Here is a 26,173-nt window from a genome sequence, read left to right as displayed (position 1 = left end):
TCAATGCGCACCGGGTGCGCCCGCAGGTGACTAGCCTGTGATCCGACGCCGGAGTACGGTGACGGCACTCGCTGAGGCCACGACACCGATCACCGCGAAGAGCCATAATCCGGCTCGGTAGCTTCCCGTCACCTCTTTCAACACGCCCAGCCACATAGGAAAGAGAAATCCGCCCACCCCGCCGGCGGCGCCGACGATGCCCGAGGCCAAGCCGATCTGCTTCGGGAACCAGTCAGCGACCAATTGAAACACGACGCCGTTCCCGAACCCCATGGCCGTGACGGTCAGGACGATCAACCCGACCGCCGTTGCGACGGCGGGAAGCGCCCCCAGCGCGATCAAGACGACCACGATCATCGGGCACACGGGCTGAAGGGCCCATAACCCGCCCATTCGATCGGCGGCATAGCCGCCGAACGGGCGGATCAGGCTACCGGTGAGGCCGGCCAGCGCGGTGACGCCGCCCGCTGTCACGAGATCGAGGTCATACTGATCGTGCAGCATGAGCGGCAGCACGCTACAGAACCCGACGAACCCGCCGAATGTCACCGCGTACATGGAACACAACCAATACATGGTCGGCTGGCGTGCGACCTCGTAGAGCGCATGCCACCACCGCCCGCCCGAGTCGACCGGCCTCCCTTCCCCAGAAGGAACCCAACGGAGGAACAGCACGAGCGTCACGATGACAGGGAGCGTCATGACGCCGAACGCCTGTTGCCAGCCGAGGGACTCGGCCCACCGCGGGGCGAGGAACGCGATCAAGACCGCGCCGATGTTTCCCGATGCGGCGAGTCCGACGACCAGACCCCGATGGCGCTGTGGATAGGCGAGGCCGGCGAGCGGCAGCGTGACCGCGAAACTCGCACCCGCCACGCCGAGCAATGCCCCCAGCCCGAGGAGCTCGGCGTAGGAGTCGACACCCCGCCACCCCCAGAGGATTGCGCCCAGCTCGGCCAGCAGGATGGCCAGCGCCGTTGGTTTCGCCCCGAGCCGATCGGAGCTCCAGCCCGCCACCACCCGCAGCCCGGCGCCCGCCAGCAACGGGATCGCGACCGCCGTCGTGAGTTGGCTCACGGTCAGCGACAGATCCCGGGCGAGATAGCCAGCCAGCGCACCGAGCATGAGCCACACCATGAAGCTCACGGTCAAATGGAGCCAGGCGGCGAGCAGCGTCGGCCAATGCCCGCTCATGAGCGCCCGACCAAGATACATTCGTCCTCCGAGGGTGTCCGCTTGCGAGACCAACCCGAGCAGGCGGCCACTATCGAGCAGGCGGCCACTATAGAGTGCGACGAATCGCCCTGACAACCGCACCGGCACGACTTTGTAACGATGCGACTGCGGGCCGGGGTCCCGTCGACACCTTTGCTCTCATGGCTGTTCCGTTTATAATATGGCTGTTCCGTTTATAATCATGAACACGCAGTGATGCGAAAACCGAAACACAAGACGGACCCGACAGCGCCTCTACCGGAATCGGCGACGTGGGAACCTGATGACCTGGAGACGTCATCGGAAGCCTCGGAGCCCTCGACGGAGCCGGAACCCGACACCGAGATCGGTCAGCTCCCCGCATCGCCCCCGGGGACGGATGGGGCCGAGCCGTCCCTCGCTACGGCGACCGCCCTAGCGCCGACCACCACGCTCCAACGCTACCTGGCCGAGGTGCGTCGGTACCCGTTCCTGTCGAAGGAAGAGGAGCTCCGGCTGTTCGAAGAATACCGGACGCTCGGCAGTCGCGAGGCGGCGGTCAAGCTCATCCTCGCCAACCTGCGGGTCTCGGTCGCCATCGCGGCCGAGTACCTCCATACCGGCGCCGACCACATGGACTTGATCCAGGAAGGCAACGTCGGGCTCATGCAGGCGATCAAGAAGTTCGACCCGACCAAGAACGTCCGGTTCCATGCGTATGCGGCATGGTGGGCGCGCGCCTATATCTTGCGTTATCTGCTCAACAACTATCGCCTGGTCAAGGTCGGAACCACGCAGGACCAGCGCCGCCTCTTCTACAATCTCAGAAAGGAGAAGGCGAAGCTGGAACGCGAGGGGTTCGCCCCGGATACCAAGCTGTTGGCCGACCGGCTCAACGTCCGTGAACGGGACGTGATCGAGATGGACCAGCGACTGGGGAGTTGGGAGCTGTCGCTGGATCAGCCGCTGAACGAGGAGACCGAAGGGACGCTGTTGGACGTCCTGCCCGCGCAAGACCAAGCGATCGACGAGCGCCTGGGCGACGTCCAGTTGCGCGAGCTGTTTCGCGAAAAGCTGGCCGAGTTCATCAAGACCCTGGACGAACGCGAGGAGGACATCCTGCGAAATCGCATCCTCTCGGAGACCCCGCTCACGCTCGAGGACCTGGGTCAAAAATACGGGATCACCAAAGAACGGACCCGCCAACTGGAAGCCAGGATCATCAAACGGCTGCGCGAGTACGTGAAGAAAGAAGTGAAAGACTTCGACCAGTTACGCTTCTGAACGACGCGGCGACTGGCGCGGCCCCGACCCGACCGCGTCGACCCGGCCACCCTGCTGCGCGCCCGCCTCTCTCCCGCAGAGCTTCGGGAAAGAAAAATCCACCGTGGCCCTTGACTTGATCGCCATTGGGACTATCTAATGCCCCGGTCGTACCCGCCTGGGAAACGCGATAATCCCCGGCATTATCCACAGCTGCCTGAACAGCACGGTTCAACACGTCAAGGAGGGAACGTATGGCGACGGAGACCAAGGAGAAGAAGAACGTGGCGAAGGGCTTCCAGCCGCTGGGCGATCGGGTGTTCGTAACGTACACCGAGGAAATGGAGCGGACGGCTGGCGGTATCTATGTGCCTGAATCCGCAAAGGAAAAACCGCAGCGCGGCACGATCCAGGCGGTCGGCAAGGATGTGAAGAACGTCAAGGTGGGCGACCAGATCCTCTTCGACAAGTATTCGGGCAGCAAGCTCAAGATCGATGACGAGGATTGCCTCATCCTCAAGGAAGAGGACATCCTCGGCGTCTTCACGTCATAACAACCCGACAGCGGAGTTCCTGAGCGAAGACGTTCGGACATCAGATTATTAACGGACAACGGAGGGCAAGATGGCAAAGCAGCTTTTGTACAGTGACCAGGCGCGCGCGGCGATCCTCAAAGGGGTCAATCAACTCGCCGACGCCGTGAAGGCGACGCTCGGTCCAAAGGGCCGGAACGCGATTCTGGACAAGAAGTTCGGGGCGCCGACCATCACCAAGGACGGCGTGACGGTGGCGAAGGAAGTCGAGTTGAAGAACCCCTATGAGAACATGGGTGCGCAGCTGGTCCGTGAAGTTGCGAGCAAGACCAGCGACGTGGCCGGCGACGGCACCACCACCGCCACCGTGCTTGCCCAGGCCATCTATCGCGAGGGCGCGAAGAACATCACCGCCGGTGGCAACCCAATGGACATCAAACGGGGCATCGACCGGGCCGTCGAGGTCGTGGTCGAGGAGCTCCGCAAGCTGAGCAAACCCTGCCAGACGAAGAAGGAAATCTCCCAGATCGGCACCATCTCCGCGAACAACGACAAGACGATCGGCGACCTCATCGCCGAGGCGATGGAGAAGGTCGGCAAGGACGGCGTCATCACCGTCGAGGAAGCCAAGTCGATGACGACGTCGTTGGACGTGGTCGAGGGCATGCAGTTCGACCGCGGCTACATCTCCCCGTACTTCGTCACGAACGCGGAGCGGATGGAAGCGTCGATCGAAGAGCCGTTCATCCTGATCCATGAAAAGAAGATCAGCGCGATGAAGGACCTCCTGCCCTTGCTCGAGCAAGTGGCCAAGATGGGCAAGCCGCTCGTGATCATCGCCGAGGAAGTGGAGGGCGAAGCGCTCGCCACCTTGGTGGTGAACAAGCTCCGCGGCACGTTGAACGTCGCCGCGGTCAAGGCGCCGGGCTTCGGCGACCGCCGCAAGGCCATGCTCGAGGACATCGCGATCCTGACCGGCGGACAGGTCCTGTCCGAGGAGTTGGGGCTGAAGCTCGAGAATGTGAAGCTCACCGACCTCGGCCGCGCGAAGCGCGTCACGATCGACAAGGACAACACCACGATCGTCGAGGGCTACGGCGATCCGAAGAAGATCGAAGCCCGCGTCAAGCAGATCAAGACGCAGATCGAGGAGACGACTTCCGATTACGACCGCGAGAAGCTGCAGGAGCGGTTGGCGAAGATCGTCGGCGGTGTGGCGGTCATCAACGTCGGCGCGGCGACCGAGACCGAGATGAAGGAAAAGAAGGCGCGCGTCGAGGACGCCCTGCATGCGACGAAGGCCGCCGTCGAGGAAGGCATCGTCCCGGGTGGCGGAGTGGCGTTCCTACGCTGCATCAAGGCGCTGGACAACCTCAAGCTGCCCGAGGAGCAGCAGGTCGGCGTCAACATCGTGCGCCGGGCGCTTGAGGAGCCGATCCGCCAGATTGCGGAAAACGCCGGCGTCGAGGGCTCGGTGGTCGTCAACCGGGTCAAAGCCGAATCGAAGACGTCCTTCGGATTCGATGCGGCGAGCGAGACCTATGTCGACCTGCTCGAGGCGGGCATCATCGACCCGACCAAGGTGTCCCGGAGCGCGCTGCAGAACGCGGCGAGCGTGGCGGGCCTGATGCTCACCACCGAGGTCATGATCACGGAGCTGCCGGAAGAGAAGAAGGAGCCGGCGATGCCGGCCGGCGGCCACATGCACGACATGTACTGAGCTGAACGCCGGCAAAGGCCGGCATTCATGGCGAAAGCCAACGGCCGGATGGCGACCCCATTCGGCCGTTGTGCTTTTTTCATGCTATCGTCGATGCCCCCCGGTCCCCGCCCGCATCGTCTCTCCTTCAACAATCCTCAGCGAGAAGTACAGCCAAGAACGCCCTTACGGTCATCGGGCATCGGGACACGCGGTCGGACTTGATTGAAGCGTCTTGGGTCTTATCAAGATTCCAGAACGACCCTGAGGGTCGTTCGAGTGAGTGGATAAGCCCGGGTTGTGCCTTCGCCTAACCGAAAGGCGTGTGCTTCAGCGGAGTGGGGTCGGGCTCTCGCCTGCGTGTGGCCGTCTACCGGCCGAGCTGAAGACAACGCAGTCCCAACGACAATCGGCTGGTAGTGAGCGAGAACCCGTAGCGGCGGGGAGACGACTCCTCGCTGGTCGGATCGCCTTGCCGCGCTCTTTTCGGAGCCGTCCTGATCGAAGGCGCTGCGTCGAAGCGAAAAGCCGGGCAGTACCCCTGCCGTACAGCAAAGGAGGTCGAAGAAGTGACATAAGGAGAAACACACGCAACACCGTCATTTCGGATAGGTTCAACTTGATATGAAGCCGGTTCGGATTCTCATCGCTGATGATCACGACATCGTGCGGTACGGCATCCGGGCTCTCCTACAGAGCCGAACGGAGTGGGAGATCGTCTGGGAGGCGGCCAATGGGCGTGAGGCGGTCGAGGCGACCGAGCGGCTCAAGCCGGCCCTCTGCATTCTCGATCTCATGATGCCGTACATGAACGGTCTGGAAGCGACGCGCCAGATTCTCCAGCGGGACGCCTCAGCTAAGGTCCTGATTGTCACCATGCATGAATCCGAGCAGCTCATCCGCGAAGTCTTGAAAGCCGGCGCTCGCGGATATGTCTTGAAATCACATGCAGGACGCGACCTGCCGGCGGCCATCGACGCGCTGTCGGCAGGCGGCGTGTTCTTTGCGTCGAAGGTCTCCTCGCTCATGCTCAACGAATTTCTCCGTTCAAATCGCGACAACGGTGCGAGCCGTGGAGTGAATGGATCGTCGCCGGACCTGTTGTCGCCGCGCGAACGGGAGATCGTGCAGCTTCTCGCCGAGGGGAAGAGCAACAAGGACATCGCAGCGGCGCTCAATATCAGCGTCAACACGGCGGAAACCCACCGACATCGGATCATGCAGAAGCTGGAACTGAGCTCGATTGTCGATCTCGTCCGCTACGCCATCCGCAATCAGATCGTGGCGCCGTGACCTCCCCGCTCTGCCCATAGCCGTTCACGGTCAGCGCGCGGAGGTCGGCCCGCAAAAGATCCTTCACGTCCTCGATCTCGCCTTTGGCCCGCCATACAGCCTTTTCCACGTCAAAATACAGGACCTGCTGTATTGGTCGTTGGCCGCACGGTTTTTATATTTGGCTCGTTGCACCATCACCCGCTTCTTCACGAGTGGCCAACCGCAAAGGGAGGAGCCCATGTTCGAGGAGGTGCCCTATGTCTCGCATGACGCGTAGCGTTGTCTTGGGGGTGAGTCTCACGTTCCTCTCCGCCCTACCCGCAGCCTTTGCCGAGGAGGCCGACACCACCAAAGCCATCGAGAAGAGCCGCGATCCGAGCAAGTATCACACGCCGGAGGCGAGCGCGCAGATGACGTTGGGCGGTGCAAAGTATTTCGTAACCGGCCCGCTCCTCCGCATCGAGAGCAACTACTATTACATCCGGGACGACGAGTCTGGAGATGAAGTGCGCTTGGTGACGGATGAAGGGAGCCGCGTCATTTGCAGCTTGCAGACCGCTTCCAAGCCGAGCGGCGATTGCGTGTTCAAGCCCGGTGACCGGGTCAAGGCAGAAGTCTCCGATCTGGGGACAGTGACGACCCTCCGAGCCTTACCCCCACAGGAGAAAACCGCCGAGCGTGAAATCGAGCGGCACTTGCTGGACAACATTTTGAACATCGCCAGCGCCACCAAAGGCGACTATCTGGTCGTCCCGGTCCCCTTCGGCGCCCTGCGGGAGGTCGAGGCGCAGAAGCCCACGCCGGTGAAGAGTCCGGACGGGAAGGTGCTGGGGACGTTGCACAAGATGATCATGGACTCGGGCACGGGCCGCATCGAGTACGCGGTGATCCGCTTGGCCGAGACCGATATGCTGGTGCCCGTGCCCTGGGCCGACTTCACGATCACCAAGCAGAACGGCGGCTTTGCTCTCAACACCGAGTATCAGTACTTGGAGCCGCCGGCGACGCCGAAAGCGGTGCTGGACCGCTCGCCGAAGCTGCAGGAGCTGTATCGCATCGTGAAGAACCTGCAAGAATCCATGCCGCTTGACCTCGTCGGCGAGCCACACCGGACGAAGCAAAAGGAGGAGGAACGGCAGCGTGTAGCCAGCGCGAATTGCCCCGATCCTGAGAAGGCCAAGGGGGACATCGTCCGAGGTCAAGTGGTCGATGTCCGGGAGAACTTCTTGATCGTCAGGGACTCGTCCGGAAAGCGCATCCATATCCATCGGGATCAGTGCACGCAACAGCTTTCGTATCGGCTGCGAACCGGTCTCTTCCTGCCCGGGGATCAGATTGAAGCCTATGTGACGCCCAAAGGCCACGCCATTTCGCTCGAGATGCAGCGCGCGGCCACGTATGCGAGCTTCCCGGATTGATCGTTGGTGACTGGACCCATTCGGAGTGCTCTATGGCACATGGAGAGTCGCTTCCCGTGCGACGGAGACCACCCGCACGCAGGTCGCAACAGGACCCGCCAGCGGGCGGCGAGATTGCCACCGCCGCGCTGGTGGCCGCTTTCGAGCTGCCGGCCTACCGGGGTGCGGGGCCGCTGCCCTGGGCGGCATCGTTTCGCCACAATCCCATCGTGTTCCTCCTCGATACGATGACCGATGCAGTCAACCTGTGGGGATCGCGGGGCGAGCTGCTGTATCGAAACCGGGCAGCGGAACAATTGGGACTCGGTCGATGCGAGGAGACGGCGCACGACGTGCTGCTGAGTAGCGGCCGCCACCTCGAGCGCCGGTGCTGCCGTTTCCGTTGTGGCCATGCGGAGTACTTTCTCGAGATCATCGGCGAAGACATGGACTGACGGTGTCTGGAAAGGATGAGCGATGAGTATGACCCTGAAAAAGCTGATGCCGTGGAATTGGTTCAAGAAGGAAGAGGAAGGGGCGATTTCGTTGCGGTGCGGCGCAGCGAATCCTTGAGCAACCCGCTGGCCCCGTTGCACATGGAGATCGATCGACTCTTCGACCAGGTGTTCCGCAGCATGGGCTGGCCGCTCGCAGATGCCGCCCGGGCTCTCAGCGACGGCGGACTCACAGTGATCAAACCCAGCGTCGATATTGCGGCGACGGATCGCGAGTACGTGATTACCGCGGAGGTGCCGGGGCTGGAGCCTGACGATCTGCGCCTGGAACTGCTGGACGATACGCTGCTGATCCGCGGAGAGAAACGGCAGGAGTGGGAAAAGCAGAATGCCGGCATCTATCGCATGGAGCGGCGCTATGGGGCATTCGAGCGGGTACTGTCCTTGCCCGACGATGCCGATCGCGACCGATTGGACGCGAAACTGAAGAACGGCGTCTTGACCATCACGCTGCCGCGGAAGGCAAGCCCCAGAGCGGCGTCACGTGTCATTGAGGTGAAGACAGCGTGAGGATCTGCCGGAGATGTGATGCAGATCCTGAGAAGGACATCACTACAGCCGCTGCGGTTCTTCACCGAGATCAGGAGATCGGTACGGAGACGCGACCACATGGGCGGTGGGATTCACGTGCCTAGCATTCCTGACCGTGATGGGGACTTCAGAAGCCTGTGCCGCAGAATCCCGCAGCACGGAGCCCCGTATCCAGTCCGCGGTGAATACCGAGCCGCACGTCAATCTCAGTTCGGAAGAGCGCCGCAACATCTCGTTGGCCGGCGGCCGGATCCTCAAGCATGTCGATCAGGCCCGGCTGGCCATCAAGGGGAAAAAGAAGGGCGACGCCTTGTCGCAGATCGACAAAGCCCTCACGTTAGTCCAGATCTTGGAGCGAAGCATCCCCCGCTACACGGTCAAAACCACGATCAAGGCCGGCGAGCTGAACTACGAGGATACGGACGAAGTCCAACCGCTGCGCGTCCCGATCTACGACGAAATCGATCAGGTCTCGATCTTGGGACCGGTGGAGCAAGCCAAGCGGCAGGAAGCGGAGAAGGCTCATCGAGCCGGGACGCCGATCGTACGAGAGGTTCGACTGGAGCATACCCGGGCCGAGCTGGATCTGGCTCATGCGAAGGCGGAACTGGAGGACGCGAAAAAGGCGCTCGAGGAAGAGCACTGGGATGTGGCCGATACCGCGCTCATGTCGATTCAGACGGACGTGGTCTTTACCTATATCGCCACCGACCTCCCCTTGGAGGAGGCGCGCAAGAACTTGTCTTTGGCCCGGGAGTTGGTGCTGCAGGGACGCTTCGGTGACGCTCAACTCGCCTTGCAGCAGGCCTCGACGGCCCTCCTGGAATATGAGAAGGCTGGGGCCAAGGAGCATAGCAGTCGGATTCAAGCCATCCGAAAAGAGATGGACGAGGTACGAAAAACGATGGACACCAAGAAAAATGCCAAAGAGACGGCCGCGAAGATCATGGACTGGTGGGGTGAGATCACGGCCTGGTTCCGGACAGCGTAACGGCTGGAATCTTCCTCCTGACCTCCGCCTCGGCGGCTCAAATTAGGAACGGTCTCCGTGAGGCCTGCAGCAGATCCCGAAGAATGGTAGGAGTTGCCGCGTGCGCGTGGAGTCGAAGACGTCCTTCGGATTCGATGCGGCGAGCGAGACCTATATCGACCTGCTCGAGGCGGGCATCATCGACCCGACCAAGGTGTCCCGAAGCGCGCTATAGAACGCGGCGAGCGCGGCGGGTTTGATGCTCAGCAGAAAGGGCCGGGCGGCTGTAACGCCGCCCGGCCCTTTCTTTTTCACTCACCCTTGAGGGACCGAACGCAATCGGCTCGATCCGCCCACCTCAGGCGCTCACCAGGCGCTCACTGGATCTCTCGATTCGAGGGGATCCGCGTCCCCTCTTTCACCGGCGGCTCGATCGTGATCTGCGGCCCCTGGACTTTCGGCAGGAGTCCTGCGCCGGGCCGCTCGAGAATTCGTTGATCCTGCTCGCCGCGAAGCCGCTGCGAGACATGCGCGTCCTCGGCCGCGGCCGCCTCGAGCATGGCCCGCTCGCCTGTCACATTCTGCTGTCCAGGATCATTCGCCAAAGGCTGCCCGGTGACCGGAGACGTGTCCTTTCCCGCGGGATACCCCGGGTGCTTCGGCAACATGGCCGGATTGGCAAACGCGAGTGACACACCCGCGACAAGAGCGATTGACGCGAACGGAAGGACTAGCCTGTTCATGTTGCCCCCCTTCCTCGAACAACAGTGCCCCGCACGCCGAGACGGACAGAGCACCGACGGCACATGTGGAGAATGTATTCGCGAGCCACTCTCAGTGTGCGCCCGAGGTGGGGCACGGTCAATGGGATCGATTACGTAGGTGAGGGGGACCGGGAGAGCGGCCCTCCCACCAGTCGTCCACGTGACAAGCGACCACGTCGTGTCCGACTGGCACCCGCGCCGGATCGGCTGCTCGTGAGGACACACCACGCCCGTTACTTCTTCAATGCCGCGCCGAGGAGAGCCGAACGCTCCGGGGAATCGACCAGGCTTCGGAAGATCTGATTGACGCAGGCCGTGTGCCGCTGATGGTCCGCGAGGAACAGCCGCAAGGCCTCCTTGCGGTCCACGCCGGTGTAGCCGAGCCGGCTCGCGCATCGAGCGAGCTCATCGGGTGAGTCCGGCAGCGCGTGGGTTTGCAGGTCGTGCACCATCTGCAGCTTGTGCTCGACGTCCCGAAGGAAGAGGTACGCGCGCGTCAAGGCGGTCTGCTCCTCGGCGGACAGGAGGCCCGCCTGGCGAAAGCGCACGAGGCTGGTCAGCGTGTTCCGGTGGACGATGGAGGGCAGGCGCCGCCCGTAGCACATCTGCACCGCCTGCACGAGGAACTCGATCTCTCGGATGCCCCCGATCCCCAGCTTGACGTTCCTCCGCTCATGTCCTCGACCGGCCATCTTCTCATCGATCATGGCCTTGAGCGCTTTGACCTGGTCGATCACCGCCGAGGTCGAGACCTGCCCGGCGTCCTTCGAGAGAAAGATGAGCGGCCGCGCCATGCGCAGGAAAGCCCGGCCCACGGCCTCGTCGCCGGCGATCGGCCGGGCCTTCAGGAGGGCTTGCCGCTCCCAGCCCTCCCCGCGCGCGCGATAGTATTGACGGTACCGGGCCAGCGAGCGGGCCAACTGTCCGACCGACCCTTCGGCCCGCAAACGCAGATCCACGCGGAACACCGAGCCCTCCTGCGTATGCTCGGTGAGCGCGCGCGTCAATCCTCGTGCGAGATATTCGAAATACTCCTCGTTGGGGATCGAGATCGCCCGGGACTGTCCGGGCACCCGGGTCATTCCCTCGTCCGACGCATAGACGTAGATGAGGTCGACATCCGAGCTGAAGTTGAGCTCGCCCCCGCCGAGCTTGCCCATCGCGATGACGGCGAATCCGGTTTCCACCCACTTCCCCGCCCGGTCGCGGTGCATCGGCGTCCCGTACTGCACCTTCAGCTCCGCCTGGACGATTTCGTACGCGGCCTGGATCAAGACCGCGGCCAGATGCGAGAGCACCTCGGTGGTCTCCGGCACGTCGGCGAGCTTCAACAGGTCCCGCACGCCGATCCGCAGCATCTCCCGGCGCTTGAACCGGCGCAAGGCTTCATACTTCAGCTCGGGGGCGGTGACGTTGGCGAGCATCGTGCGGAGCCCGCGATCCAGCTCACGTGCCGACGGCCGCTTCGTGAGGACCCGCTCCTCGGCGAGCCAGTAGACGAGCAACGGATCTCGGATCAGCGTCTGCGCGAGATAAGGACTGTTGCCGAACAGCGTGCAGAGCAGGTGCAGCATCCGGCGGGCGGTCCTGAGATAGGTAAACAGCGACGCCCGATTCGCGCCGGCCTCGACGAAACGCTCCCAATGGGTGAGCGCGAGATCCGGATCCGCCGTCTCGGCCGCCGCTTCCAGCAGGTCAGGGAGGATCTCGGCCAGCAGCGCGCGCGAGCGGGGATCACCGGCCATGGACTGGACGTTGGCATCGGCCCGCTTCCAGTCGACGATCCCGTACGGGTGCAGCAGCGCGGCGACCGTCTCGGGGTCGAGGCGGGAGGCGAGCAGCAGCGGCCGCGGGTCCGGATGCGGCGCGGGACCGGTCTTCGTCGGGACGGAAGGATGGCGGCCGGCGGACATGCGTGGGATTATACCGTTCTGCGTAGGGGGCGGACAGCCCTGCCCAGACAACCGGGCGTCATTTTCTGTATACTCGGCTGACCATGCCGGCGACTCCCGAGCAACTCCTGCCGATCATCCGGCCCTTGTGCGCGACCATCGAAGAGGAGGTCGTCCGCGACTTCCTCACCCGAATGGATCCCGAGTACCTCGACGATCTGGAACCCGGGGAGATCGCGCAGCACATCCGCCTGGCCGCCGCACTCGACCCGGATCACCCGTCACAAATGCGCGTGACGCCGCTGCCCAGCGAGCTGGTCGAGCTCGTCATCGTCGCGTACGATTATTTTTCCGAATTCGCGGTGATCTGCGGGCTGCTCTCTGCCTTCGGGCTCGATATTCGGGAAGGCCGGATCTACACGTTTGCAGAGTCCGAGCCGCTCCCGCCGCTCCGTCGCGAGTCGTCGCTCCGCCGCCGTCCCCCCGCACGCCCCGGACTGAGCCGCAAGAAGATCGTCGATCTCTTCCAGGTTCGACCGATGGCCGGGACGACCTTCGGCCCCGAGCAGCAGGCGCAGTTGGCCGGGGAGCTGGAGGCCATGATCCGCCTCCTCGACGCCCAGCGCTACCAAGAGGCGCGGCACCGGGTCAATCGGCGGCTGGTGGAAACCCTGAGCCGTGCGGGCAGCCGCTCGTCGGGATTGCTCCATCCCGTGCACATCGAGTTCGACAACGCGCGGTCGCCGGCGGACACCGTGATGGACATTCGCTCGACCGACACCCCCGCCTTTCTGTATGCCTTCGCCAATGCGCTCGCTATGCGGGGCATCTACATTCGCAAGGCCCGGTTCGAACAAGTGGGCGCCGAGCTCCACGATCGCTTCTTCGTGCGGGGCCGCCACGGGCAGAAGATCGCCGACGCGGCGGAACAGCAAGAGCTGCGCTTGACCGCGACGCTGATCAAGCAGTTCACCCACTTCCTCACCTGGGCGCCCGACCCGGCCAAGGCCCTGGATCACTTCGACGGATTTCTGGACCAGTTGCTCGAAGGCCGCCGGGGCGGCCGGGCCTTCGACTTTCTGAAGGAGAAGAAGACGTTGACGTCCCTCGCGCGCCTCCTGGGGACGAGCGACTTCCTGTGGGAGGACTTCCTCCGCCGGCAACATGCGAACCTGCTGCCGATGCTCGAGAGCTACCAGCAGATGCCGCTCGTGCGCCCGAAAGCGGACATGGTGCGGGAGCTGCGCAAGAAGGTCGCCTCCGCACGGAACGACGAGCAGCGCCGCCGGGTGCTCAACCATTATAAAGACCAGGAGATGTTCCGGATCGACATGAAGCACCTGCTCGACCCCGACTCGACCCTGGTCGATTTTTCGCGCGCGTTGACCGAGTTGGCCGAAGTCGTGCTCGCCGAATCGATCCGGGACTGCCAGACCAGGCTTTCGCATCTGCACGGCACGCCGCGGCTGGCCGACGGGAAGCCCTGCCCGTTGGCGGTGTTCGGCATGGGGAAGTTCGGCGGGCGGGAACTAGGCTACGCCTCCGACATCGAAGTGCTGTTCGTCTACGGCGGCCCGGGTGAGACCACCGGCCGGCAGACGCTGGACAACAGTGAGTACTTCGAGCGCCTGGTGCAGGCGGTGCTCCAGTGGATCGAAGCCAAACAGGAAGGCATCTTCCATCTGGACGTCCGCCTGCGCCCGCACGGCGGCAAAGGACCGCTCGCCAATACCCTGGACGAGGTCACGCGCTACTACAGCTCGGGCGGACTGGCCGCGCCGTTCGAGCGCCAAGCGTTGATCAAGCTCCGCCATGTCGCCGGCGACGAAGACCTCGGCCGCCGGGTCGAGCGGCACCGCGACGCCTTCGTATACAGCGGCGAGCCGTGGGACGTGGAGGGGGCGCTGGAGCTGCGCCGCCGTCAGGTGAAGGAGTTGGCCGAGCCGGGACAGGTCAACATCAAGTACAGTCCCGGCGGACTCATCGACGTGGAGTACGCCGTCCAGTATCTCCAGCTCATGCACGGGCACCGGCTCGCCCCCCTCCGAACCCCCAATACCTTGGAAGCGCTCGCGGCCCTTCGAAAGGCGGATCTCCTCGACGAGACCGACCTGGTGGACCTCCGAGAAGCCTATCTCTTTTTCCGGATGCTCATCGACGGCCTTCGCATCGTCCGCGGCCACGCCAAGGACCTCGTGCTTCCGCCGCGCGATTCCGAAGCCTTCGTGTTCTTGGCCCGCCGGGTCGGGTACGCCACTGATACCTGGGAGGCAGGGGCCGGCAAGCTCGACGCCGACATCCGACGCCACATGACCCGCACACGAGATTTCTTCACCCGGCGGTTTGGCCCGCTCTGACCCAGACAGGCTGTCCGTTCCCGGACAGGCTGTTCACCCTCTCGGGCCCTTCGACTCCCGCATCTTCCTCGCCTTCACCCTTCGAGCACACGATCGGTTGCTGTCCCTCGAGAACCCCTTACTCCGCGGCGGCTTAGACACCCGGCGCATCCCGCAGCGCAATCCGCCGAGACTGGCCCACGTCGGCGAGCTTGGCGCGCCGCTTGCCTTCCTCCTCGTCGACGGAGTGATGATGCGCGGGGAAGTCTGGCCATTGGTAGTCTATGCAGGGGCGGTCCTGCTCGTCGTGGGCGGCATGCTGGCCCTCCCCGCCCTGCTCGGCGAGCGCCACTGGCGCAACCCGTCTCGTCACATTGAGCAGGGGACCGGGCAACCCTACGAATCGGGGATCGTCCCGACCGGGAGCGCGCGGCTTCGCCTGCCCATCCAGTATTACCTCGCCGCGATGCTGTTCGTGATCTTCGATGTCGAGGCGGTCTTCGTCTATGCATGGGCGGTCGCCGTCCCGGAAACCGGGTGGCTCGGGTTCGGTGAGATCGCGGTCTTCATCGGCATCCTGCTGGCGGCGCTCGCATACCTCTGGCGAGTCGGGGCCTTGAACTGGGGTGCGCAGTTCGATCGCGGCAGACAACGGAAAGGGGAGGAACGGGATGACCGGGAACCGATGGTGGCGTAGCGAGACCAAGGAGCCCGGTCGGCTAGCCGGGGCGACGCAGGATTACGCCGCGTCGACGACTGAGGCGGTGAGAGAGTCGGTGCTGCTCGCGCGCCTCCAGGATCTCATTGCCTGGGGCCGCAAGAACTCCCTCTGGCCGCTCAACTTCGGCCTCTCCTGTTGCTATGTCGAGATGGCGACCAGCATCACAAGCGCCTACGACATCGCACGCTTCGGCGCCGAGGTCGTCCGCGGGTCGCCCAGGCAGGCGGACGTGATGGTCGTCTCCGGAACGGTGTTCATCAAGGTCGCGCCCATCATCAAGCAGCTTTACGAGCAAATGATGGAGCCACGGTGGGTCATCTCAATGGGGTCGTGCGCGAACTCCGGCGGCATGTACGACATCTATTCCGTCGTGCAGGGGGTCGACAAGTTTCTTCCCGTCGACGTGTACATGCCCGGCTGTCCGCCGCCGCCGTATGCGTTCATGGAATGTCTCCTCCTGCTGCAGGAGAAGGTCGGCAAGGAGCGCCGGCCCTTGAGCTGGCTCTTCGGGCCCGGTGAGGTGCGGAAGCCCATCATGCCGGCGCTCAGGGACCGGAAGCGAGACGAGCGCCGGCACGCGACGGACTATCCGTCCGTGGACACCCTGCCCATCACCGACGCGCTCTGGCGGCGGCCGGGAGAGCGCCGGCCCGGCGACAAGACGCCGAACCAATGGAGGCCGGCCGGTGGCTGAGCAGACGGTCCTCACCGAGCACCCCGCCGTCACCGATGAATTGGGCACGCGGTTCGGGGCCGAGACCGTCACGGTGCAGGCCACGCGCGACGGCGTGCCGACGGTCTGGGTGCGGCCGGAGACCGCCAAGGCGGTCCTCGCCTCCCTGAAGCGCGACGTCCCCCGGCCCTACCGGTTGCTGTTCGATGTGACGGCCATCGATGAGCGTCTCCGGCAGCACCGGGAGGGACAGCCGCCAAGCGATTTCACGGTCGTCTATCACGTCCTCTCGTTCGAGCGGAACTCCGACGTCCGGCTGAAGGTGCCGCTGCGCGGGGACGACCCGAGCATGCCCACGATTACGGATCTCTGGCCCAACGCCAACTGGTATGAGCGCGAAGCATGGGACATGTTCGGCATTCGCTTCGACGGCCATCCGCACCTGCGGCGCCTGCTGATGCCGCCCACCTGGGTCGGCCACCCGTTGCGGAAGGAGCATCCGGCGCGGGCGACGGAGATGGGCTGGTTCACGCTACCCGAGGAGAAGCAGGAGGCCGAGCAAGACGCGCTCCGGTTCAGGCCGGAGGACTGGGGGTTGGCGACGTCCGAGGACGAGCGCTTCGACTACATGTTCCTCAATCTCGGCCCCGCGCACACCGGCACCCACGGCGTGCTGCGGCTGGTCGTCCAGCTCGAGGGCGAGGCGATCGTCGACATCGTGCCCGACATCGGCTACCACCACCGGGCCGCGGAAAAGATGGGCGAGCGCCAGACGTGGCATACCTACATCCCCTATACCGATCGGGTCGATTATCTCCAGGGCTTGCTGAACGAGATGGCGTATGTTCAATCCGTCGAAGCCCTGGCGGGCATCGAGGTGCCGGACCGCGTGAAGCTTATCCGGATCATGATGGCGGAGCTCTATCGGATCGCGAATCACCTCGTCTGGTACGGCACGTTTTCCCAGGACGTGGGCGCGCTCTCCCCCGTGTTCTACATGTTCAACGACCGCGAGCGCGTGCACCACATCGCCGAGGCGGTGTGCGGCGCCCGGATGCATCCGAACTGGTTTCGCATCGGCGGCGTGGCAAGCGATCTCCCCGAGGGATGGGATCAGCTCGTCCGGCAATTCCTCGACTATTTCCCGAAGCGGCTGGACGAATATGACACGCTTGTCATGCAGAACCCGATCTTCAAGGACCGGACGGTCGGCATCGGGGCGTATACGCTCGACGAGGCGATCGAATGGGGCGTGACCGGCCCGGGGTTGCGTGCCTGCGGCCTGAAATGGGACTTGCGCAAGCAACGACCCTATTCGGGATACCAGCATCTCGCCTTCGACGTCCCGGTGGCTTCGAAGGGGGACTGCTACGACCGGGCCGTGGTCCGTGTCGAGGAAATGCGGCAGTCGCTGCGACTCATCGAGCAATGCCTGCGCGAGATGCCGGCGGGCTCGTACAAGGCCCTCCACCCGCTGGCCACCCCGCCGCTCAAGGAGCGGACGATGCACGACATCGAGACGTTGATCACCCATTTTCTCGGAGTGAGCTGGGGCCCCGTGATCCCGGCCGGGGAAGCCGGCGTCCAGATCGAGGGGGCCAAGGGGCAGGTCTCCTACTATCTCGTCAGCGACGGCAGCCAGACATCGTACCGGACACGGATCCGCACGCCCTCGTTCCCGCACATTCAAATGGTGCCGCTCATGTCCCGGGGCGAGCTGCTGTCCGACCTGCTGGCGATCTTGGGGAGCATCGATTTCGTCCTGTCGGACGTGGATCGGTGAAGGGAAGAGGTTAGCTTGTTAATAGTTAAGGTGATTGCTAAATCTTGGGCCAAGGCCTCTTTTTCCTTAGGTGGAATAGCCAATCGGATACTCGAACAAGACCTTCAACAAGTGAGTCCCAAGCAACTCGAACAGATCATCCCGGCGATGATTGAACCGAAATTCCATTTCCTTCAGATAGAGCGGGAAGTGCAAGCGGCTGACGCCATGATACTTGCGCAAGCGTTCCTTGGCGTAGCTCCAGAACCCTTCAATGCCGTTGATGTGGCGAAGGTAATGACGCCCCCGCTGCACATAGGTCTGCCCATGGTCGACCGGCAGGTGTTTGCCGTAGCGCCGCAGGGATTTATAGCTGCTAAAGCGATCCGTGTAGAAGACGGCACCTTTGAGCGCTCGACGTTCGATTTCCCGCATCAGCGTCGCTGCATCGGCCTGGGGGACGACGACGGTGCTGACCCGGCCCTGCCGTTCCAAGATGCCGAAGACAATGACTTTTGGGCCACGGGCGCGCCCCCGCCGCCCTCCGCGGCGACGGCCGCCGAAATAGCTCTCATCGCATTCCAGTTCCCCGGTCAGCGGCCGGGCTTCCGTCTCGGCCATCGTGGCCATCCAGCGGCGGTAGGCCATAAAGCGCTGCCAGATCGGCAAGGGACTCATGCGCAGTTCTCGCGCCGTCCGCAGCGCCGAGATCTCCAAGCAGAAGAGCTGCAAGATCTGCAGCTCACGGGCGACCCGATCGGGTCGATACCGCCACCGGCAAGCGAGGCAGCGGGTGCGCGCCCCCGGACGATACTGCCGATGCGGTGTCCCGCACCGCACACACTGATGTCGTCTCAATCGTTCGTCGACGAGCCGAACCGACAGCGCCGTCTGTGTCATGGGCCAAGGCCTCCATTTTAGGCCTGGCCCAGAAATTAGTAATCACCATAGTTAATCGTTAATTGTTGATCGTTGGCCGTTAATCGTGAGGGAGTGTTTCAAAGAGCCGATCGGGTCTCTCGTTTAACGAGTAACGAATAACGCGTCACCAATAACGGAACATGCTGACCGACGTCGAGCGACGAGACATCGAACGCGAGCTGGCCCACTACCCGGACAAGCGGGCGGCGTGCGTGGAGGCGCTGAAGATCGTGCAGCAGTATCGCGGCTGGGTGTCGGATGAGGATCTGAAGAGCCTCGCGGCGCTGCTGGAGATGACCCCGGACGAGCTGGACGGCGTCGCGACCTTCTACAACCTGATCTTTCGCAAGCCCGTCGGCCGCCACGTGGTCTTCCTCTGTAACAGCATCTCGTGCTGGGCCATGGGCTATGACGCCGTGCGTGAGCGCGTCCAGAAGCGGCTCGGGGTCGCCTTCGGCGAGACGACTCCCGACGCGCGCTTCACCGTGCTCCCCATTGTCTGCCTCGGCGCCTGCGACCGCGCGCCGGTGATGATGATCGACCGGGATCTGCACGGCCGGGTGGAGCCAGACAAGGTGGACGCGATTTTGGAGCGATACCGGTAAGAAGTGATGAGTGTAGAGTGATGAATGATGAATTGAGAAGAGACGGCTCTTTCATTCGTCGCTCATCGTTCATCACTCATCGTGAAACGCGGGAACCGAGTAACAAATAACGAATCACGAATCACGTTGATCGAGGCATGAACACGCCCCTCACTCGCCATATTCATCCCGATGAAGAGCCGCTGTGGGTCTCCGACTACGAGAAGGCCGGCGGATATGAGTCGGTGCACACGGCGCTGCGGACGCTCTCGCCGCAGGACGTGCAGCGGGTCGTGACGGAATCGACCTTGCGGGGGCGCGGGGGAGCCGGATTCCCGACCGGCAAGAAGTGGTCCTTCGTCCCGGTGGGCGCCGACGCCCCGCATCCGAAATATCTCGTCGTGAACGCGGACGAAATGGAGCCGGGAACGTTCAAGGACCGCCATCTGCTCGAAGGCGATCCGCATCAGATGATCGAGAGCATGATCGTGGCCGGCTACGCGATCGGCGCGGACACCGGCTACATCTTCCTTCGCCAGGAGTACCACGTCGCCGCACGGCGGCTGGCGCGGGCCATCGCGGAAGCGCGTGAGCACGGCTATCTGGGCCGCCGGATCCTCGGGTCGGACTTCAGCTTCGAGGTCCATCTGCACACGAGCGCAGGGCGCTATATCTGCGGCGAGGAGACGGCGCTGTTGAACGCGCTGGAGGGCAAGCGCGCGATCCCGCGGGCGAAGCCGCCCTACCCGCAGGTTTCGGGACTGTGGGGAAAGCCCACCGTCGTGCAAAACGTCGAGACGCTCTACAACGTCCCGCACATCGTCCTGCACGGCCCGGATTGGTATCGGCGTCTGGGGCGCGGGAAGGACGGCGGCACGAAATTGTACGGCGTCAGCGGCGCGGTCAATCGGCCGGGGCTGTGGGAGCTGCCCATGGGCACGACGGTGCGGGAGATCCTGGAGATCCATGCGGGCGGGATGCGGCGCGGGCGAACGCTCCGCGGCCTACTCCCGGGCGGGGCGTCCACGGCCTTTCTCACGGAGGCCCATCTGGACACGCCGATGGACTTCGACTCGGTCCCGCGCGCGGGAAGCCGGCTGGGCACGGGCACCATGATCCTCCTGGACGACGCCACCTGCCCGGTCGGGTTCATGTTGAATCTCGAGCAGTTTTTCGCCCAGGAATCGTGCGGCTGGTGCACCCCGTGCCGCGAGGGCCTACCCTGGGTCGCGCAGATCCTCCAGGCGCTGGAAGCGGGACGCGGAACCCCGGGCGACCTGGACCTGCTCCGGATGCACACGAAGTTCCTGGGGCCGGGGAATACGTTTTGCGCCCTGGCGCCCGGCGCCATGGATCCGCTGGCCAGCGCGCTTACGTATTTCAGCGAGGACTTCGAACGGCACGTCCGCGAGCACCGCTGCCCGTGGACCAAGCAGCCGACAGCCATCAGCTATCAGCGTTCGGCGTAGCTCATGAGGCTGATGGCTGAAAGCTGACGGCTGACAGCTCTATGTCACAGCGATCAGCTATCAGCGTTCCGCCTAGTCATGACTGAGTCCGAAGCTGATAACTGAAAGCTGACGGCTGACAGCTATTTGTCATGGCGACCATCTATATCGATCGCAGGCCCTACGACGTGGACGCGAAGCAGAACCTGCTCGCGGTCTGCTTGTCGCGGGGATTGAACCTGCCCTACTTCTGTTGGCATCCGGCGATGGGATCGGTCGGCGCCTGCCGCCAGTGCGCCGTCAAGCAGTTTCGCGACGAGCAGGACCGGCAGGGACGGTTGGTCATGGCCTGCATGACCCCGGCGAGCGAGGGCACCCGGATCTCCATCGACGATCCGGAAGCCACGGCCTTTCGCGAAAGCGTCGTCGAGTGGCTGATGGCGAACCACCCGCACGATTGCCCGGTGTGCGACGAGGGCGGCGAATGCCACCTGCAGGACATGACCGTGATGACGGGCCACGCCTATCGCCGTTATCGTTTTCCCAAGCGCACATTTCGGAATCAATACCTCGGTCCGTTCATCAAGCACGACATGAACCGCTGCATCGAGTGCTACCGCTGCGTCCGGTTCTACCGCGATTATGCCGGGGGGCGGGACTTCGACGTTTTCGCCTCGCACAACCACGTGTACTTCGGCCGGCATGAAGAGGGTGTCCTTGAAAACGAGTTCAGCGGGAACCTCATCGAGATCTGCCCGACCGGCGTCTTCAACGACAACACGCTCTTTCACCACTACACCCGCAAATGGGACCTCCAGAGTGCGCAGTCGATCTGCGTCCACTGCGGCATCGGCTGCAACACGACGCCCGGCGAGCGCTACGGCGTGCTGCGGCGGATCGTCAACCGGTACAACAGCCGGATCAACGGCTATTTCCTCTGCGACAGAGGACGCTTCGGATACGACTTCGTCAATAGTCCCGACCGCATCACCCGTACCGCCGTCCGCGAGGACCGCTCGGGCCCGGCCCGGCCGGTCTCACCGCGGGAGGCGCTCGAGCGGGCGGCGGCGTCCTTGGGTGGGCGGCTGATCGGCATCGGCTCACCCCGGGCGTCCCTGGAAGCCAACTTCGCGCTCCGGAAGCTGGTCGGGGCCGGCGCCTTTTGCACCGGCCTGTCGGCGCGCGAGCAGGCGCTCGCTTCCGCCATCCTCGACGTCCTGAAGACCGGGCCTACCCCGGTGGCCGCCGTCCAGGAGGTCGAAGAGGCGGACGCGGTGTTGGTCCTCGGGGAGGATGTGCTCAACACCGCGCCCCGGCTCGCCTTGGCCCTGCTGCAAGCGATCCGCCAGCAGCCGATGGGTCTCGTCGATGCGCTCGGGATCCCGCGGTGGCACGATGCGGCGGTGCGCGGGGCGACGCATGATCGCAAAGGGCCGCTCTTCATCATCGGCCACCGCCGCACCTGGCTGCACGATTTCGCGACGGAGCACGCCGCGCTCACCCCGGCCGACACGGCCCGGCTCGGCTTCGCCGTCGCCCATGCGATCGACGCGAACGCCCCCGCGGTCGCGCCGCTCGAGGCCACCCTGCAAAGTCTGGCCGGGCGGATCGCCGAGGCGTTGAGCGCCGCTCGGCGACCGGTGGTCATCGCGGGGATGGGAAGCGGTGACGAGGGGGTGATCCATGCGGCGGCGAACGTCGCGTGGGCGCTTCACCGGAGCAACTCCGCCGCCAAAGTCTGCTACGCGGTGCCGGACTGCAACACGATCGGCGTCGCCGTGATGGGCGGGGTGACCCTGGAGGCCGCGTACGAGCAACTGGAGAGCGGGGAGCGTGCCGTGCTCATCGTCCTCGAGCGGGACTTGTCCCGTGAGCTGGGCACCGAGACCGCCGAGCGCGTGCTCGGCCGTGCGCGCCAGGTGATCGTCCTCGATGGGGTCGAGACCCCGACGACGCGTCGCGCGGACGTCCTCCTGCCCGCGGCCACCTTCGCCGAAGGCGACGGCACGTTCATCAACTACGAGGGGCGTGCGCAACGCTTCTATCAAGTGTTCGTTCCCGGCGGTGACGTGCAGGAGGGCTGGCGCTGGCTCCACGACCTGGCCTCGATGCGGGGCGAGCCGCCCGGCTGGAAGAATCTCGACGACGTCATCCGGACGCTGGCGACCGAGATGCCGATGTTCGGCGGCGTCACGCACGTCGCCCCCCCGTCGGACGTACGCTTTGCCGGCCGGAAGGTGCCGCGGCAGCCCGAGCGCTACAGCGGGCGCACCGCCATGTTCGCCGACGTGTCGGTGCACGAGCCGAAGCCGGCCGAGGATCCCGACTCCCCGCTCGCTTTTTCCGTGGAAGGGTATCGGGGCCGGCTCCCTTCGCCGCTCATCCCGCAGTTCTGGGCGCCGGGCTGGAATTCCAATCAAGCGCTGAACAAGTTTCAACGCGAAGTGGGCGGGCCGCTGCGCGAGGAAGTGCCCGGCGTACGCCTGATCCAGCCGGCGGATGGCTCGCGAGACTACTTCACCGACATTCCACCCGCATTCGCTCCGAGACCGCGCGAATGGCTGCTGCTGCCGTTTCATCATCTGTTCGGAAGCGAGGAGCTGAGCGGTCGGGCGCCGGCGATCCGCGCCCGCGTGCCTCGGCCCTCGGTGGCCGTGCACCCCGACGACGCGCGACGCCTGGGGCTGGACGCGGGGCGTGACGCGATCATCACGATCGGGGCGCGCACGTACCGTTTGCCGGTCGCCCTCTCGCCCGGCATTCCGAAGGGCGCGGCCGGCGTCCCGGTGCTCGACGGCTGGCCGCGAAGCCTGCTCCCGACGTGGGCCCATCTGACCGTTGGAGGGGCGGGATGAACCCGACGATCGCGACCATCCTGATCATCCTCGGTGTGCTGGGAGGCGTCCTGACGCTCAGCGCGCTCGCCATCTGGATCGAGCGCCGACTCCTCGGCCTCTGGCAAGAACGGTTCGGGCCGAACCGGGTCGGGCCGTTCGGCATCCTTCAGTCCGCGGCCGACATGATCAAGATCTTCTTCAAAGAGGATTGGACGCCGCCGTTCGCCGACAAGCCGGTGTTCATCCTCGCGCCCACCGTGGTGATCGTCACGACGCTGCTGTCGTTCGCCGTCGTCCCGTTCGGGCCGGGCCTCGCCGTGGTGGACCTGAACATCGCCCTCCTGTTCTTTCTCGCCATGACCTCGCTCGCGGCCTACAGCGTCGTCTTGGGCGGGTGGGCCTCGAACAGCAAGTACCCGTTCCTGGGCGCGATGCGGGCGACCGCGCAACTGCTGAGCTACGAGGTCTTCATGGGGCTCTCCCTGATGGGCGTCGTGATCCTCACCGGCACCTTCAACCTCCGCGAGATCGTGGAGGCGCAGCGCGACGGCTGGTTCATCGTCCCGCAGTTCCTGGGCTTCGTCATCTTCCTCATCGCGGGGCTCGCCGAGACGCACCGCTCGCCGTTCGACATCCCGGAAGCCGAAACGGAGTTGGTCGCGGGGTTCCACGCCGAGTACTCCGGCATGAAGTTCGGCATGTTCTTCGTGGGGGAATACGCGGGCGTCATCCTGATCTCGGCGATGATCGTGGTGCTGTTCTTCGGCGGCTGGCACGGTCCTTGGCTTCCGCCGGTCGCATGGTTTCTGATCAAGACCCTGGCCTTCATGACGCTGTTCTTCCTGATTCGCGCGACGCTGCCGCGGCTGCGCTTCGATCGGTTCCTGTCGCTGGGGTGGAAGGTGCTGCTGCCGCTGGCGCTGGTGAACGTGATGGCGACGGGCGCCTTAGTGCTCGCGCGTGCTGGAGAAGCAATTGAGTAACTGGCATGTGGGAAAGTAATTGAGTAATTAGTAAGTGAGTAATTCAAACGAATTACACAATTACTCACTTACTTAATTACCGTTTCACGGAGCATGCGTTCCCTGATTGATCTAGTGAAGGGTCTCTGGATCGTGGCGAAGCGGACGGTTCGCCGGCCGATCACGCTCCAGTATCCCGATGAGAAACCGTATCTGCCGCCGCGCTTTCGCGGCCGGATCGTCTTGACGCGCGACCCCGACGGGAAGGAGCGCTGTGTCGCCTGCTATCTCTGCGCGGTCGCGTGTCCGGTGGATTGCATCGCGCTGCAGGCCGCCGAGGACCCGACCGAACACGATCGCCGCTATCCGGCGTTCTTCCGGATCAACTTCTCACGCTGCATTTACTGCGGGCACTGCGAAGAGGCGTGCCCGACCTATGCGATCCAGCTCATCCCCGACGTGGAGATGAGCGAATACGAGCGACGCAACATGGTGTACGAGAAAGAACACCTCCTGATCGACGGGCAGGGCAAGTATCACGGCTACAACTTCTACCGTGTGGCCGGCGTCAAGATCGGAGGCAAAGACAAAGGCGAAGCCGAAAACGAGGCCCCGCCCGTGGACGTGCGGAGTCTTTTACCGTGAAGGAAATAAGGGAAGTAATTAGACCTGCAGTAATTGAGTAAGTGAGTAATCGAGTAAGTAATTGGGAAAGGGCGCTTTCTCTCAGTTACTCACTTACTCACTTACTCAATTACTCACTTACTCACTTACTCAATTACTCACTTACTCAATTACTCACTTACTCACTTACTTCTTTATGGAGCTGACTTTCTACATCGCCGCCGTCGTGGCCGTGCTCGCGACCATTCGGGTGATCACCCACGTGGACGCCGTGCATGCGCTGCTGTACCTCACGGTGTCGTTGCTCGCCGTGGCGTTGATCTTCTTCATCCTGGGGGCGCCCTTCATCGGCGCCCTGGAAGTCATCTTGTACGCCGGCGCCATCATGGTGCTGTTCATCTTCGTGGTCATGATGCTGAACCTGGGGCCGAAGGCCATCGAGCAGGAACGCCGCTGGCTGGAGCCGCGCATGTACCTCGGGCCGACCGTGCTCGCGCTCATCCTGCTCGGCGAGCTGCTGTACGTCTGGCTGCACGTCGGCGAGGAGGCGCAGGCCCTCCTCACCAGCATCAACCCGAAGCAGGTGAGCATCAGCCTCTACGGCCCCTATCTCATCGGCGTGGAATTGGCCTCGCTGCTGCTCCTGCCGGGGCTCATTGGGGCGTATCACTTGGGCCGACGACGACGAAGAGAGTGATGAGTGATGAATGATGAGTGATGAGTAGGGGACAGCAGCCGACGAAGAGAGTGATGAGTGATGAATGATGAGTGATGAGTAGGGGACAGCAGCCGACGAAGAGAATGATGAGTGATGAATGATGAGTGATGAGTGATGAGTAGGGGACAGCAGCCGACGAAGAGAATGATGAGTGATGAATGATGAGTGATGAGTGCAAGAGAGGAGAGGATTCGTTTCTCCTCCATTCATCACTCAGCACTCTGCATTCATCACTATTTGAGAAATGGCGACAGACGCGTTGGTGCTGGCGGCGATCCTGTTTGCGTTGGGTTTGGTCGGCCTGCTGGTGCGCCGGAACCTGGTCTTCATCTTGATGTCCGTGGAGATCATGGTCAATGCGGCCGGCCTGGCCTTCATCGCCGCCGGTGCACGGTGGGGCCAACCCGATGGGCAGGTCATGTTCATCTTCATCCTCACGCTCGCGGCGGCGGAGGTGTCCGTGGCGCTCGCCCTGCTGCTGCAGCTCTATCATCGGTTCACGACGCTGGACGCCGATGCCGCCAGCCTGATGAGAGGATGACGAGGGAACGTTG

Annotated in this window: 22 protein-coding genes and 1 pseudogene; 19 read left to right on the top strand and 4 right to left on the bottom strand. The window is 63.8% G+C overall.

Annotated elements, in window-relative coordinates:
• Positions 1 to 30 precede the first annotated feature (30 nt).
• Positions 31 to 1,215, bottom strand: a complete 1,185-nt coding sequence (locus ACWHYV_RS08275; protein ID WP_447980171.1) for an MFS transporter — start codon at positions 1,213 to 1,215, stop codon at positions 31 to 33.
• A 216-nt stretch (positions 1,216 to 1,431) separates the two neighbouring features.
• Between ACWHYV_RS08275 and ACWHYV_RS08270 the strand changes: the two genes are divergently transcribed.
• The 8 genes from ACWHYV_RS08270 to ACWHYV_RS08235 all read left to right on the top strand — a co-directional run bounded on the left by ACWHYV_RS08270 (position 1,432) and on the right by ACWHYV_RS08235 (position 9,398).
• On the top strand, positions 1,432 to 2,478 hold the full coding sequence (locus ACWHYV_RS08270; protein WP_447980170.1) for an RNA polymerase factor sigma-32: 1,047 nt from the start codon (positions 1,432 to 1,434) through the stop codon (positions 2,476 to 2,478).
• A gap of 233 nt (positions 2,479 to 2,711) precedes the next feature.
• Positions 2,712 to 3,011: a GroES family chaperonin gene (locus ACWHYV_RS08265; protein ID WP_447980169.1), complete on the top strand. Its 300-nt coding sequence runs from the start codon at positions 2,712 to 2,714 to the stop codon at positions 3,009 to 3,011.
• Positions 3,012 to 3,081: 70 nt separating this feature from the next.
• Positions 3,082 to 4,710, top strand: coding sequence for a chaperonin GroEL (gene groL, locus ACWHYV_RS08260; protein ID WP_447980168.1), 1,629 nt, complete (start codon positions 3,082 to 3,084; stop codon positions 4,708 to 4,710).
• Between the two features lie 603 nt (positions 4,711 to 5,313).
• Entirely contained in the window at positions 5,314 to 5,982 is a 669-nt protein-coding gene (locus tag ACWHYV_RS08255; RefSeq protein ID WP_447980167.1) for a response regulator, read from the top strand.
• Positions 5,983 to 6,221: 239 nt separating this feature from the next.
• A complete protein-coding gene (locus ACWHYV_RS08250) occupies positions 6,222 to 7,382 on the top strand; it encodes a hypothetical protein (RefSeq protein WP_447980166.1) in 1,161 nt (386 codons plus the stop codon).
• Between the two features lie 32 nt (positions 7,383 to 7,414).
• Positions 7,415 to 7,816, top strand: coding sequence for a hypothetical protein (locus ACWHYV_RS08245; RefSeq protein ID WP_447980165.1), 402 nt, complete (start codon positions 7,415 to 7,417; stop codon positions 7,814 to 7,816).
• A gap of 15 nt (positions 7,817 to 7,831) precedes the next feature.
• Complete coding sequence (locus ACWHYV_RS08240) at positions 7,832 to 8,386, top strand: Hsp20/alpha crystallin family protein (RefSeq protein ID WP_447980164.1); 555 nt, start codon at positions 7,832 to 7,834, stop codon at positions 8,384 to 8,386.
• A gap of 139 nt (positions 8,387 to 8,525) precedes the next feature.
• Positions 8,526 to 9,398, top strand: coding sequence for a YfdX family protein (locus tag ACWHYV_RS08235; RefSeq protein ID WP_447980163.1), 873 nt, complete (start codon positions 8,526 to 8,528; stop codon positions 9,396 to 9,398).
• A 356-nt stretch (positions 9,399 to 9,754) separates the two neighbouring features.
• Here ACWHYV_RS08235 and ACWHYV_RS08230 read toward each other — a convergent pair whose 3' ends face one another.
• Positions 9,755 to 10,120: a hypothetical protein gene (locus tag ACWHYV_RS08230; RefSeq protein ID WP_447980162.1), complete on the bottom strand. Its 366-nt coding sequence runs from the start codon at positions 10,118 to 10,120 to the stop codon at positions 9,755 to 9,757.
• Positions 10,121 to 10,374: 254 nt separating this feature from the next.
• Complete coding sequence (locus ACWHYV_RS08225) at positions 10,375 to 12,054, bottom strand: [protein-PII] uridylyltransferase family protein (RefSeq protein ID WP_447980161.1); 1,680 nt, start codon at positions 12,052 to 12,054, stop codon at positions 10,375 to 10,377.
• An 83-nt stretch (positions 12,055 to 12,137) separates the two neighbouring features.
• Between ACWHYV_RS08225 and ACWHYV_RS08220 the strand changes: the two genes are divergently transcribed.
• From ACWHYV_RS08220 to nuoC, 4 genes and pseudogenes are all read left to right on the top strand, one after another.
• Positions 12,138 to 14,390, top strand: coding sequence for a [protein-PII] uridylyltransferase family protein (locus tag ACWHYV_RS08220; protein WP_447980160.1), 2,253 nt, complete (start codon positions 12,138 to 12,140; stop codon positions 14,388 to 14,390).
• 229 nt (positions 14,391 to 14,619) lie between these two features.
• Entirely contained in the window at positions 14,620 to 15,066 is a 447-nt protein-coding gene (locus ACWHYV_RS08215; RefSeq protein WP_447980705.1) for an NADH-quinone oxidoreductase subunit A, read from the top strand.
• Positions 15,041 to 15,697, top strand: a pseudogene (locus ACWHYV_RS08210) (NADH-quinone oxidoreductase subunit B); the annotation flags it as partial. The gene ACWHYV_RS08215 and the pseudogene ACWHYV_RS08210, both read left to right, overlap by 26 nt.
• Before the next feature lie 79 nt (positions 15,698 to 15,776).
• Positions 15,777 to 17,546 (top strand): NADH-quinone oxidoreductase subunit C/D, encoded by a 1,770-nt coding sequence (nuoC, locus tag ACWHYV_RS08205; protein WP_447980159.1) that lies wholly within the window; start codon positions 15,777 to 15,779, stop codon positions 17,544 to 17,546.
• 66 nt (positions 17,547 to 17,612) lie between these two features.
• Here nuoC and ACWHYV_RS08200 read toward each other — a convergent pair whose 3' ends face one another.
• Positions 17,613 to 18,425 (bottom strand): IS1595 family transposase, encoded by an 813-nt coding sequence (locus ACWHYV_RS08200; protein ID WP_447976980.1) that lies wholly within the window; start codon positions 18,423 to 18,425, stop codon positions 17,613 to 17,615.
• Between the two features lie 161 nt (positions 18,426 to 18,586).
• Here ACWHYV_RS08200 and nuoE point away from each other — a divergent pair, with 161 nt between their 5' ends.
• The 7 genes from nuoE (at position 18,587) to nuoK (ending at position 26,160) form a co-directional block, all read left to right on the top strand.
• Positions 18,587 to 19,051, top strand: coding sequence for an NADH-quinone oxidoreductase subunit NuoE (gene nuoE, locus ACWHYV_RS08195; protein ID WP_447980158.1), 465 nt, complete (start codon positions 18,587 to 18,589; stop codon positions 19,049 to 19,051).
• 137 nt (positions 19,052 to 19,188) lie between these two features.
• Positions 19,189 to 20,499, top strand: a complete 1,311-nt coding sequence (gene nuoF / locus ACWHYV_RS08190; RefSeq protein ID WP_447980157.1) for an NADH-quinone oxidoreductase subunit NuoF — start codon at positions 19,189 to 19,191, stop codon at positions 20,497 to 20,499.
• Positions 20,500 to 20,630: 131 nt separating this feature from the next.
• On the top strand, positions 20,631 to 23,333 hold the full coding sequence (nuoG, locus tag ACWHYV_RS08185; RefSeq protein ID WP_447980156.1) for an NADH-quinone oxidoreductase subunit NuoG: 2,703 nt from the start codon (positions 20,631 to 20,633) through the stop codon (positions 23,331 to 23,333).
• A complete protein-coding gene (gene nuoH / locus ACWHYV_RS08180) occupies positions 23,330 to 24,298 on the top strand; it encodes an NADH-quinone oxidoreductase subunit NuoH (protein ID WP_447980155.1) in 969 nt (322 codons plus the stop codon). Before nuoG ends, nuoH begins: the two co-directional genes overlap by 4 nt.
• A gap of 93 nt (positions 24,299 to 24,391) precedes the next feature.
• Positions 24,392 to 24,922 (top strand): NADH-quinone oxidoreductase subunit NuoI, encoded by a 531-nt coding sequence (gene nuoI, locus ACWHYV_RS08175; protein ID WP_447980154.1) that lies wholly within the window; start codon positions 24,392 to 24,394, stop codon positions 24,920 to 24,922.
• 175 nt (positions 24,923 to 25,097) lie between these two features.
• A complete protein-coding gene (gene nuoJ / locus ACWHYV_RS08170) occupies positions 25,098 to 25,598 on the top strand; it encodes an NADH-quinone oxidoreductase subunit J (RefSeq protein ID WP_447980153.1) in 501 nt (166 codons plus the stop codon).
• A gap of 265 nt (positions 25,599 to 25,863) precedes the next feature.
• Positions 25,864 to 26,160: an NADH-quinone oxidoreductase subunit NuoK gene (gene nuoK, locus ACWHYV_RS08165; RefSeq protein ID WP_447980152.1), complete on the top strand. Its 297-nt coding sequence runs from the start codon at positions 25,864 to 25,866 to the stop codon at positions 26,158 to 26,160.
• The last annotated feature ends 13 nt before the right edge of the window (positions 26,161 to 26,173 follow it).

The organism is Candidatus Nitrospira bockiana, from assembly GCF_965152565.1.
The sequence above is the reverse complement of the archived record's forward strand: the minus strand, read 5'-3'. Positions and strand labels throughout refer to the sequence as shown.

Coding starts and splice junctions, on each gene's coding strand:
- ACWHYV_RS08275 (WP_447980171.1), bottom strand. CDS start 1,215: ATGTATCTTGGTCGGGCGCTCATGAGCGGGCATTGGCCGACGCTGCTC.
- ACWHYV_RS08270 (WP_447980170.1), top strand. CDS start 1,432: ATGCGAAAACCGAAACACAAGACGGACCCGACAGCGCCTCTACCGGAA.
- ACWHYV_RS08265 (WP_447980169.1), top strand. CDS start 2,712: ATGGCGACGGAGACCAAGGAGAAGAAGAACGTGGCGAAGGGCTTCCAG.
- groL (WP_447980168.1), top strand. CDS start 3,082: ATGGCAAAGCAGCTTTTGTACAGTGACCAGGCGCGCGCGGCGATCCTC.
- ACWHYV_RS08255 (WP_447980167.1), top strand. CDS start 5,314: ATGAAGCCGGTTCGGATTCTCATCGCTGATGATCACGACATCGTGCGG.
- ACWHYV_RS08250 (WP_447980166.1), top strand. CDS start 6,222: ATGTCTCGCATGACGCGTAGCGTTGTCTTGGGGGTGAGTCTCACGTTC.
- ACWHYV_RS08245 (WP_447980165.1), top strand. CDS start 7,415: ATGGCACATGGAGAGTCGCTTCCCGTGCGACGGAGACCACCCGCACGC.
- ACWHYV_RS08240 (WP_447980164.1), top strand. CDS start 7,832: ATGAGCGATGAGTATGACCCTGAAAAAGCTGATGCCGTGGAATTGGTT.
- ACWHYV_RS08235 (WP_447980163.1), top strand. CDS start 8,526: ATGGGGACTTCAGAAGCCTGTGCCGCAGAATCCCGCAGCACGGAGCCC.
- ACWHYV_RS08230 (WP_447980162.1), bottom strand. CDS start 10,120: ATGAACAGGCTAGTCCTTCCGTTCGCGTCAATCGCTCTTGTCGCGGGT.
- ACWHYV_RS08225 (WP_447980161.1), bottom strand. CDS start 12,054: ATGTCCGCCGGCCGCCATCCTTCCGTCCCGACGAAGACCGGTCCCGCG.
- ACWHYV_RS08220 (WP_447980160.1), top strand. CDS start 12,138: ATGCCGGCGACTCCCGAGCAACTCCTGCCGATCATCCGGCCCTTGTGC.
- ACWHYV_RS08215 (WP_447980705.1), top strand. CDS start 14,620: ATGATGCGCGGGGAAGTCTGGCCATTGGTAGTCTATGCAGGGGCGGTC.
- ACWHYV_RS08200 (WP_447976980.1), bottom strand. CDS start 18,425: ATGACACAGACGGCGCTGTCGGTTCGGCTCGTCGACGAACGATTGAGA.
- nuoE (WP_447980158.1), top strand. CDS start 18,587: ATGCTGACCGACGTCGAGCGACGAGACATCGAACGCGAGCTGGCCCAC.
- nuoF (WP_447980157.1), top strand. CDS start 19,189: ATGAACACGCCCCTCACTCGCCATATTCATCCCGATGAAGAGCCGCTG.
- nuoG (WP_447980156.1), top strand. CDS start 20,631: ATGGCGACCATCTATATCGATCGCAGGCCCTACGACGTGGACGCGAAG.
- nuoH (WP_447980155.1), top strand. CDS start 23,330: ATGAACCCGACGATCGCGACCATCCTGATCATCCTCGGTGTGCTGGGA.
- nuoI (WP_447980154.1), top strand. CDS start 24,392: ATGCGTTCCCTGATTGATCTAGTGAAGGGTCTCTGGATCGTGGCGAAG.
- nuoJ (WP_447980153.1), top strand. CDS start 25,098: ATGGAGCTGACTTTCTACATCGCCGCCGTCGTGGCCGTGCTCGCGACC.
- nuoK (WP_447980152.1), top strand. CDS start 25,864: ATGGCGACAGACGCGTTGGTGCTGGCGGCGATCCTGTTTGCGTTGGGT.